The organism is Mycobacterium sp. NPDC003449, assembly GCF_053588415.1.
In genome coordinates this window covers 1-6499 of record NZ_JBSFPX010000284.1, presented here as the reverse complement: position 1 = coordinate 6499, position 6499 = coordinate 1, and the positions used below count along the sequence as shown (strand labels likewise).

Here is a 6499-nt window from a genome sequence, read left to right as displayed (position 1 = left end):
GGGAGCACAGCCCTCACACAAACCATCTGACACCCTCGACTCTTGCACGCCGCCTGGCGTTGGCGGGAGTCAGCTAGGCAATCCGTGCAGGCTTTTGACGAGCATCGGCGAAATATCGCCGCTCCCGGTGGCACCCACTGGGAGGGTGATGCCAAAGATGCTGCCCTCAATCAGGTAGTGGCCGACTGCGTCGTGGTCGACCGGCACGGCGAGGTACAGGGGCAAGCCGCGACATCGCGGAAAGCGGCGACAGCGACATCAAGGCTGCCAAAGACGATGCGTTGGCTGCTATCACCGCAGCCGAAAGTGACGGCTTCGCGGTCAACGAGGACTTGTCGGTCCGCGATACCCGCCAGGTCGACGTGTCGACGATTGCCTCTCGCCACACCGCTGCCGTCGAGCATGCCGAGGACATTCGCTGGGCAGCTCAGCAGCTGGCGCAAACCGACAAGCTCGTTGGTAAACGCCTCCAAGACAAGGCAGTCGAGCTTGAGGGAATCAGATTTGAGGGCGAGGATGGCGGACACGATGGCACCGTCCGGCTGGTGGACCACAAGATCAAGCTGAACCCCGAAGACGACCAACCAGGCAACGAAGACGGCGAACCGCATCCTAGCCTTCCGGTACCCGAACAGAAGAAGTCGATAGAAGGATCGCGCGGAGCTCCGCAAAGCAAAGACATCCTCAAGCCGCCGGATGGTCGTCACGAAAAGCCGCCGCCGAACACCAAGCTCGGCGGATGGGGTAAAGACATCAGGGTCAATAAACCTAAAGGTCCCCTGATTGCCAAAGGTGAAACCGGTGAGCACGGAGGCGCAGTGTGGGAGAAGGTTGGCGGCGCTGAAGGGTCGGGCGGCGAGTACGACTGGCGTGCGGAGGTGCTCGGTGCCCATGGTGGAGCAGGCTACGAAATACGTAAAGACGGAGTGACAGGCTCTGCGCAGGGACGCGCAAGCCTGGCAGAGGGCGAAACCAACGCCAAGACGAATCTTGGCCCGGTGGAAGTGAAAGGCCATGCAGACGGCGCGATCGGTGCAAGGGGAAGCCTTGCTGGCACTGCAGGCCCCTCGGGGGGCCAACTTGGCGGGGATCTGGCAGCAGGGCTTCACTCATCGCAAAAGATAGAATTCAATTCTCATGGCCTTGGCATTACCGGTGGTATCACGGAAATAGCAGGGGCTGGCGCAGCAAGTGACTTCCACGTCGGAACAACTGATGACGGCAAGTTCGCTATTGGAGGGCACTACGGCCGTGCCTGGGGCTACGGCGGCACGGCATTATTCGAAATTACTATCGATCCGAAGGAAGTAGCCGAAAATCTCAGAAAGCTTTCAGAATGGTTCGCGGAATAGGCTCCATTAAATGACGTCGCACACTATTTTCCTCGATGCAGAGGTTCCCGCAGGCTGGTTGGGTGTGAACCCTGTCGGGGATGATGCGGGCAACGCAACAGCTGTATTCGTTCGGGGCGCAGATCACTATACTGCCCAGGCTCCAGCTATCATCATCACTAAGCATCTCCCCTCTTCTTCGGAGATTGATCTCGAGGAATTTGCACGCGTGTATGCCGAACGAAGGCGGGCCCGCACAATCGGATTGGAGATCACAAGATCGGGATATATAACGAAGGATTCACCTGCCCAGTACGGCCAGGAGATGCAGTTCGTTCTTGTGAGCGGTGTTGTGGTCAAGCTCACGCATATGACAATCGGCATGCCGACAGTCGAAGGCAAAACGCAGGTTCTTGAGGTTACCTTCAGTGCGCCCGAGGAGCAATACGCCTCCTGCGGCCAAGAATTCGCCGAGTTTTTGAAGTCGCTGCGAGTCGTCACGGGTTAGGAATATGGGAGCGCATTATTTCAATCGCTGAACTCGGGCTATCGAAATGCCAATGCTTGACATTCCTCGCCAATGAATCCAGCGAGAACGATTCCATCGGCTCGAACAATGTCCGACTGTGTTTAGCTGCAGGCGTCCAGCAGCTACATCTACCCAGAAAGCAAGATTTGCTCCGACGTGGGTTACTTGCGGCGGTCCACCCACGGCGATTGCCCATGGCGCGGTGGCTAGGATCGAGAGCTTAGACAGTCCAATGACATTGAGAGCGCTACCCGATCGGAGAAATGATGACTTCTTCTGGTGCTTCCCGTCTGGCGCTGTTCGTAGCGTCGTTGGTGATCGGCATACCGCTGAGCGTCACTGGATGCTCGGTAACTGTCGGCGGAGACGGCACTGCTGGGAGCGCAACGCCGAAGATTCCGCAATCCGAACTTGAAAGCGGCGTGAAAAAGGCCATCACTGAGAAAACCGGCGCTCCGGTCGAGTCGGTCTCCTGTGACGGTCCACTGGAGGGGACGATTGGCGCAACCGAGCGGTGTATTGCGTCGTTTGCGACGGCGGACGGTCTACGCGCTGGGGTGACGGTTACCACGACATCGGTCGACGACTCGGACATCAAGTACGACTTCAAGGTGGACGACAAACCAGCGGGGTAAACAGGACCAGAGTAGTGATTTCACAGGTGAGAACAGCAGCGTGAATCTCTGCACCCACGGGTCAGCCAAGATGCCGTCCACAGTGCAGCAACCCTCGGTCCGACCTCGTGAGAGCGTTACCGTGGCGCTCATGCGTTGGCGGACGTACACCGCCCGCCCGCTGGGTCACTCCCGGCGTGGTCGGCGCCAACCTCAGAGGATCGAATTGCTCGGGCATGCTCGTAATGGCGCGGGCCGGGCGCGGTGACCTTCTTCCGCGACACCGTGGCGGCCGCAGTCGAAGGCACTCCTTACGCGGTGGTCGACACCAAGAAAGGGTTCGATGTGCAACTCGATCTCGGCAACGCCCACTGGTGGGGGCTGTTCAACCACGCAGGGTTAACTTCGACCTTTCGTTGGCGGGTGGTCGAGCACCCCTCGTACTTCACGATCACCGACCGCCAGGTCCGCATGAAATGGGTGGGCGGCGTCCCTCGGTTCGGATTCTCGTGGGAGATGAAAAGCGGACGGATTCCGGCGTTCACGCGGAAGAGAATCTGGGCGCTGTCCGAGCGTGGTCGTATTGAATCCGCTGCCAATTACCGGTTCAATTCGAAAGAGGGCAGGGACTTGATCCGGTTGGTCGCGCGCCAACTCGGCCTGAAAGAACGCCAGCCGTGGTCGGTCAAACTGGCTCTCGTCGCAGTGCTGGCCACCCCGGTCGGGTTCGCAATCTACGGATTGGTCCAGCTTGTTATCAGCATCGTCACCTGACCGCCGTCGCCCCGACCGAAACCGTGGCAAAAACCAGGTGCGGTGAACCGCCCGGTAGACGTCTGTTTCTCAGAAGGTCAAGGTTTCGGGATTGACCACTGCCGCCGGACGAACGCCGGGGCAGTAGGCTCCCTGCCATGCGAGTTGGTGTTCTCGGGGCCAAGGGCAAGGTCGGCGCGACCATGGTGCAGGCGGTCGAAGCGGCAGACGATCTGACATTCTCGGCGGGCGTGGACGCCGGCGACCGGCTGGACCTGCTCACCGAGTCCGGCACCGAGGCGGTCATCGACTTCACCCACCCCGATGTGGTCATGGACAACCTGAAGTTCCTGATCGACAACGGCATTCACGCCGTCGTCGGCACCACCGGCTTCACCTGGGAACGCATCGAACAAGTGGAGGCCTGGCTCAAGAACAAACCCGAGGTCGCGGTGCTCATCGCGCCCAACTTCGCCATCGGTGCGGTGCTGTCGATGCACTTCGCCAAACAGGCCGCCCGGTATTTCGAGTCCGCCGAGGTCATCGAACTACATCACCCGCATAAGGCCGATGCCCCGTCGGGCACCGCGGCCCGCACCGCCAAGCTGATCGCCGAAGCGCGAAAAGGGCTGCCACCCAACCCGGATGCGACCAGCACCGGTATCGACGGTGCGCGCGGAGCCGACGTCGACGGCATCCCGGTGCATTCGGTGCGGCTGGCCGGCCTGGTGGCACATCAGGAGGTGCTGTTCGGCACGCAAGGGGAGACCCTCACGATCCGGCACGACAGCCTGGACCGGTCGTCGTTCGTCCCCGGTGTGCTGCTGGGCGTGCGGGAGGTGGCCAAACGCCCTGGGCTCACCATCGGCATCGAACCGCTGCTCGATCTGTCGTGAGCGAGGGCGCCCAGTCCGTGCGCATCCAGCTGTTGATCGGCTTCATGTGCCTGGCGCTGGTCGTGTACTTCGTCATGCTGGGGCGGGCCGCGTGGGTGTTCATCACGTCCGGCAAGCCGGCCGCGATCGGACTCGGGCTGGCACTGCTGGCATTCCCGCTGATCGGAGCCTGGGTCCTGGTGTCGACCCTGCGGGCCGGGCTGGCCCATCAACGGCTGGCCCGCCTGGCCCGCGAACAGGGCATGGACCTCGACGTCAGCGCCTTGCCTCAGCGGGCATCGGGCCGGATCGAACGCGACGCCGCCGACGCACTGTTCGTGACGGTCAAAGGCGAATTGGAGGACGACCCCGACAACTGGGTGCGCTGGTATCGGCTGGCCCGCGCCTACGACTACGCCGGTGACCGCAGCCGGGCCCGCGACGCGATGCGCACCGCGGTGCGGATGCAGGAACAACGATGACCCACACCCTGCTCGTCGTACACCACACGCCGTCACCGGCGACCAGGGAGCTGCTCGAGGCGGTGCTCGCCGGATCGCGGGATCCCGAGATCGCCGGGGTCGAGGTCGTCGTCCGTCCGGCGCTGGCCGCCACCATCCCCGACATGCTCGACGCCGACGGCTACCTGTTCGGCACCACCGCCAACTTCGGGTACATGAGCGGGGCGCTCAAACACTTCTTCGACACCGTGTACTACCCGGTGCTTGACCACGTGGCCGGTCGGCCGTATGGATTGTGGGTGCACGGCAACAACGACACCACCGGCGCGGTTCAGGCGGTGGACCGCATCCTCACCGGGCTCGCGTTGACGAAGGCGGCGGACCCGTTGGAGGTCACCGGGCCGGTGGACGCCGCGGTGCGGGACCGCGGCTACGAACTGGGCGGCACACTTGCCGCGACGCTGATGGAGTGAGGGAGAGTCATGCCGGGGATCGCCGAACTCGCACTGGGTGCCGCACCGATCGCCGGAGGCGCCATGCTCGGCGTGATCGCGGGCAATCTGAAACCGCCGGACGTGCGCGGGCTCATCGCCAAGGACATGGACCTGCTGGAACGGCTGCCCGCCGAGGACGTCGAGCTGCGGGCCCGGCTCAAGGCCAGCATCGACGAACGCATCGGCGAGCTGATCACGGCGGGCAACCGCAGTCGCGAGCTACGCGATGCGGCGATGTCCTATGGCGGCAACTGGCGCGACATCGTCGTCTTCGTCTGTGCGTTGCTGTTCACCTTCATCTGGTGGAACGTCAGCCACAGCCGCGCCAACTGGCTGGTGATGTTCATCGCGATGATCATCGTCTCGGTGGCGGCCGGTATCTACGCCGGGCGTGGCGCGCTGCGCGCGGTCCGGACGTTCCTGCACCGCGACGACCAGTAGCGGGTTCAGCCGAGGCGGGACCCGAAGAACGCCTCCATCGCCTCCCAGTGCCGCTTGGCGGCCGCCGGATCGTACGGCGCGTTGTCGGGTACCGCGAAACCGTGTTCGCCGTCGTAGGACTCAATGGTGTGTTCGACGCCCGCGGCGGTCAGCGCCTCGTCGAGGGTCTTGGCATGCTCGTCGGTGAACGAGGCGTCGTTGGCCGCCCCGCCGACGTAGACCGCGGCCTGGATCTTGTCGGCCAGCAGATGCGGACTGCCCGGATCGTCGGAGGCCAGCCCACCGCCGTGGAATGACATCGCCGCGCCGACCCGCTCAGGCACCCGGCCGGCCACGACGAGCGATGTGCGACCGCCCATGCAGTAGCCCGTGGTGCCGAACTTGCCGTCGACCACCTCGGGACGACCCTGCAGATAGTCGAAGAACGCGGTGGCGTCGGAGGCCATGATCTCGGGGGTGACCTTCTGCATCAGCCCGAACAGGCGCTGGCGTTCGCCCTGGTCACTGAAGACCGTCGCCATCTCGAACGGTGCCCAGCCGGCGTCGCGGTAGTAGATGTCGGGCACCAGCACCGCGTATCCCTCGTCGGCGAGTTGGGCCGCCATCTGGTCGAACGTGGCACGGGGTCCGCCGGCATCGGGGTACATGACGACGCCGGGCCATGGTCCGCTGCCGTCGGGCGTCGTGAAGGTGACAGCACAGGTGCCGTCGGGCGTCGTGATGGAGTCCTTGATCGTGGGCATGGCATCCGTTCTACTCCGCCATCGGCACGTAAGCTGAGCGGGTGCCGATCGCGACGCCCTACGAGGATTTGCTGCGCCTGGTGGCCGAGCGTGGCACCCCGAAATCCGATCGAACCGGCACCGGTACCCGGAGCCTGTTCGGTCATCAGATGCGCTACGACCTGGCGGCCGGCTTTCCGCTGATCACCACCAAGAAGGTGCACACCAAGTCGGTGATCTACGAACTGCTGTGGTTCCTGCGCGGCGATTCCAATGTGC

Annotated in this window: 10 protein-coding genes; 9 read left to right on the top strand and 1 reads right to left on the bottom strand. The window is 63.3% G+C overall.

Translation table 11 applies throughout. From position 1 onward, the window contains the following. Nucleotides 1-281 precede the first annotated feature (281 nt). The 8 genes from ACWDTP_RS36490 to ACWDTP_RS36455 all read left to right on the top strand — a co-directional run bounded on the left by ACWDTP_RS36490 (nucleotide 282) and on the right by ACWDTP_RS36455 (nucleotide 5498). Nucleotides 282-1352: a hypothetical protein gene (locus ACWDTP_RS36490; protein ID WP_450028089.1), complete on the top strand. Its 1071-nt coding sequence runs from the start codon at nucleotides 282-284 to the stop codon at nucleotides 1350-1352. Nucleotides 1353-1362: 10 nt separating this feature from the next. Beyond that, entirely contained in the window at nucleotides 1363-1839 is a 477-nt protein-coding gene (locus ACWDTP_RS36485; protein ID WP_450028088.1) for a hypothetical protein, read from the top strand. Between the two features lie 287 nt (nucleotides 1840-2126). After that, nucleotides 2127-2495, top strand: coding sequence for a DUF4333 domain-containing protein (locus ACWDTP_RS36480; protein WP_450028087.1), 369 nt, complete (start codon nucleotides 2127-2129; stop codon nucleotides 2493-2495). Between the two features lie 243 nt (nucleotides 2496-2738). Next, nucleotides 2739-3248, top strand: a complete 510-nt coding sequence (locus tag ACWDTP_RS36475) for a hypothetical protein (RefSeq protein WP_450028086.1) — start codon at nucleotides 2739-2741, stop codon at nucleotides 3246-3248. Nucleotides 3249-3385: 137 nt separating this feature from the next. Next, on the top strand, nucleotides 3386-4123 hold the full coding sequence (gene dapB, locus ACWDTP_RS36470) for a 4-hydroxy-tetrahydrodipicolinate reductase (RefSeq protein WP_450028084.1): 738 nt from the start codon (nucleotides 3386-3388) through the stop codon (nucleotides 4121-4123). Continuing rightward, nucleotides 4120-4584 carry a hypothetical protein gene (locus ACWDTP_RS36465; protein ID WP_450028083.1) on the top strand — a complete coding sequence of 155 codons (465 nt, stop codon included), beginning with the start codon at nucleotides 4120-4122 and terminating at the stop codon, nucleotides 4582-4584. The genes dapB and ACWDTP_RS36465 overlap by 4 nt, the downstream gene beginning before the upstream one ends. Then, nucleotides 4581-5036 carry a flavodoxin family protein gene (locus ACWDTP_RS36460; protein WP_450028082.1) on the top strand — a complete coding sequence of 152 codons (456 nt, stop codon included), beginning with the start codon at nucleotides 4581-4583 and terminating at the stop codon, nucleotides 5034-5036. Before ACWDTP_RS36465 ends, ACWDTP_RS36460 begins: the two co-directional genes overlap by 4 nt. Before the next feature lie 9 nt (nucleotides 5037-5045). Further along, on the top strand, nucleotides 5046-5498 hold the full coding sequence (locus tag ACWDTP_RS36455; protein ID WP_450028081.1) for a hypothetical protein: 453 nt from the start codon (nucleotides 5046-5048) through the stop codon (nucleotides 5496-5498). 5 nt (nucleotides 5499-5503) lie between these two features. Here ACWDTP_RS36455 and ACWDTP_RS36450 read toward each other — a convergent pair whose 3' ends face one another. Next, a complete protein-coding gene (locus tag ACWDTP_RS36450) occupies nucleotides 5504-6241 on the bottom strand; it encodes a dienelactone hydrolase family protein (RefSeq protein WP_450028080.1) in 738 nt (245 codons plus the stop codon). A gap of 41 nt (nucleotides 6242-6282) precedes the next feature. Between ACWDTP_RS36450 and ACWDTP_RS36445 the strand changes: the two genes are divergently transcribed. Continuing rightward, on the top strand, nucleotides 6283-6499 hold a 217-nt coding region (locus tag ACWDTP_RS36445), incomplete at its 3' end, for a thymidylate synthase (protein WP_450028079.1).

Excerpts from the sequence above, each read along its gene's own strand:
- ACWDTP_RS36485 (WP_450028088.1), top strand. The coding sequence starts at position 1,363 with ATGACGTCGCACACTATTTTCCTCGATGCAGAGGTTCCCGCAGGCTGG.
- ACWDTP_RS36480 (WP_450028087.1), top strand. The coding sequence starts at position 2,127 with ATGACTTCTTCTGGTGCTTCCCGTCTGGCGCTGTTCGTAGCGTCGTTG.
- dapB (WP_450028084.1), top strand. The coding sequence starts at position 3,386 with ATGCGAGTTGGTGTTCTCGGGGCCAAGGGCAAGGTCGGCGCGACCATG.
- ACWDTP_RS36460 (WP_450028082.1), top strand. The coding sequence starts at position 4,581 with ATGACCCACACCCTGCTCGTCGTACACCACACGCCGTCACCGGCGACC.
- ACWDTP_RS36455 (WP_450028081.1), top strand. The coding sequence starts at position 5,046 with ATGCCGGGGATCGCCGAACTCGCACTGGGTGCCGCACCGATCGCCGGA.
- ACWDTP_RS36450 (WP_450028080.1), bottom strand. The coding sequence starts at position 6,241 with ATGCCCACGATCAAGGACTCCATCACGACGCCCGACGGCACCTGTGCT.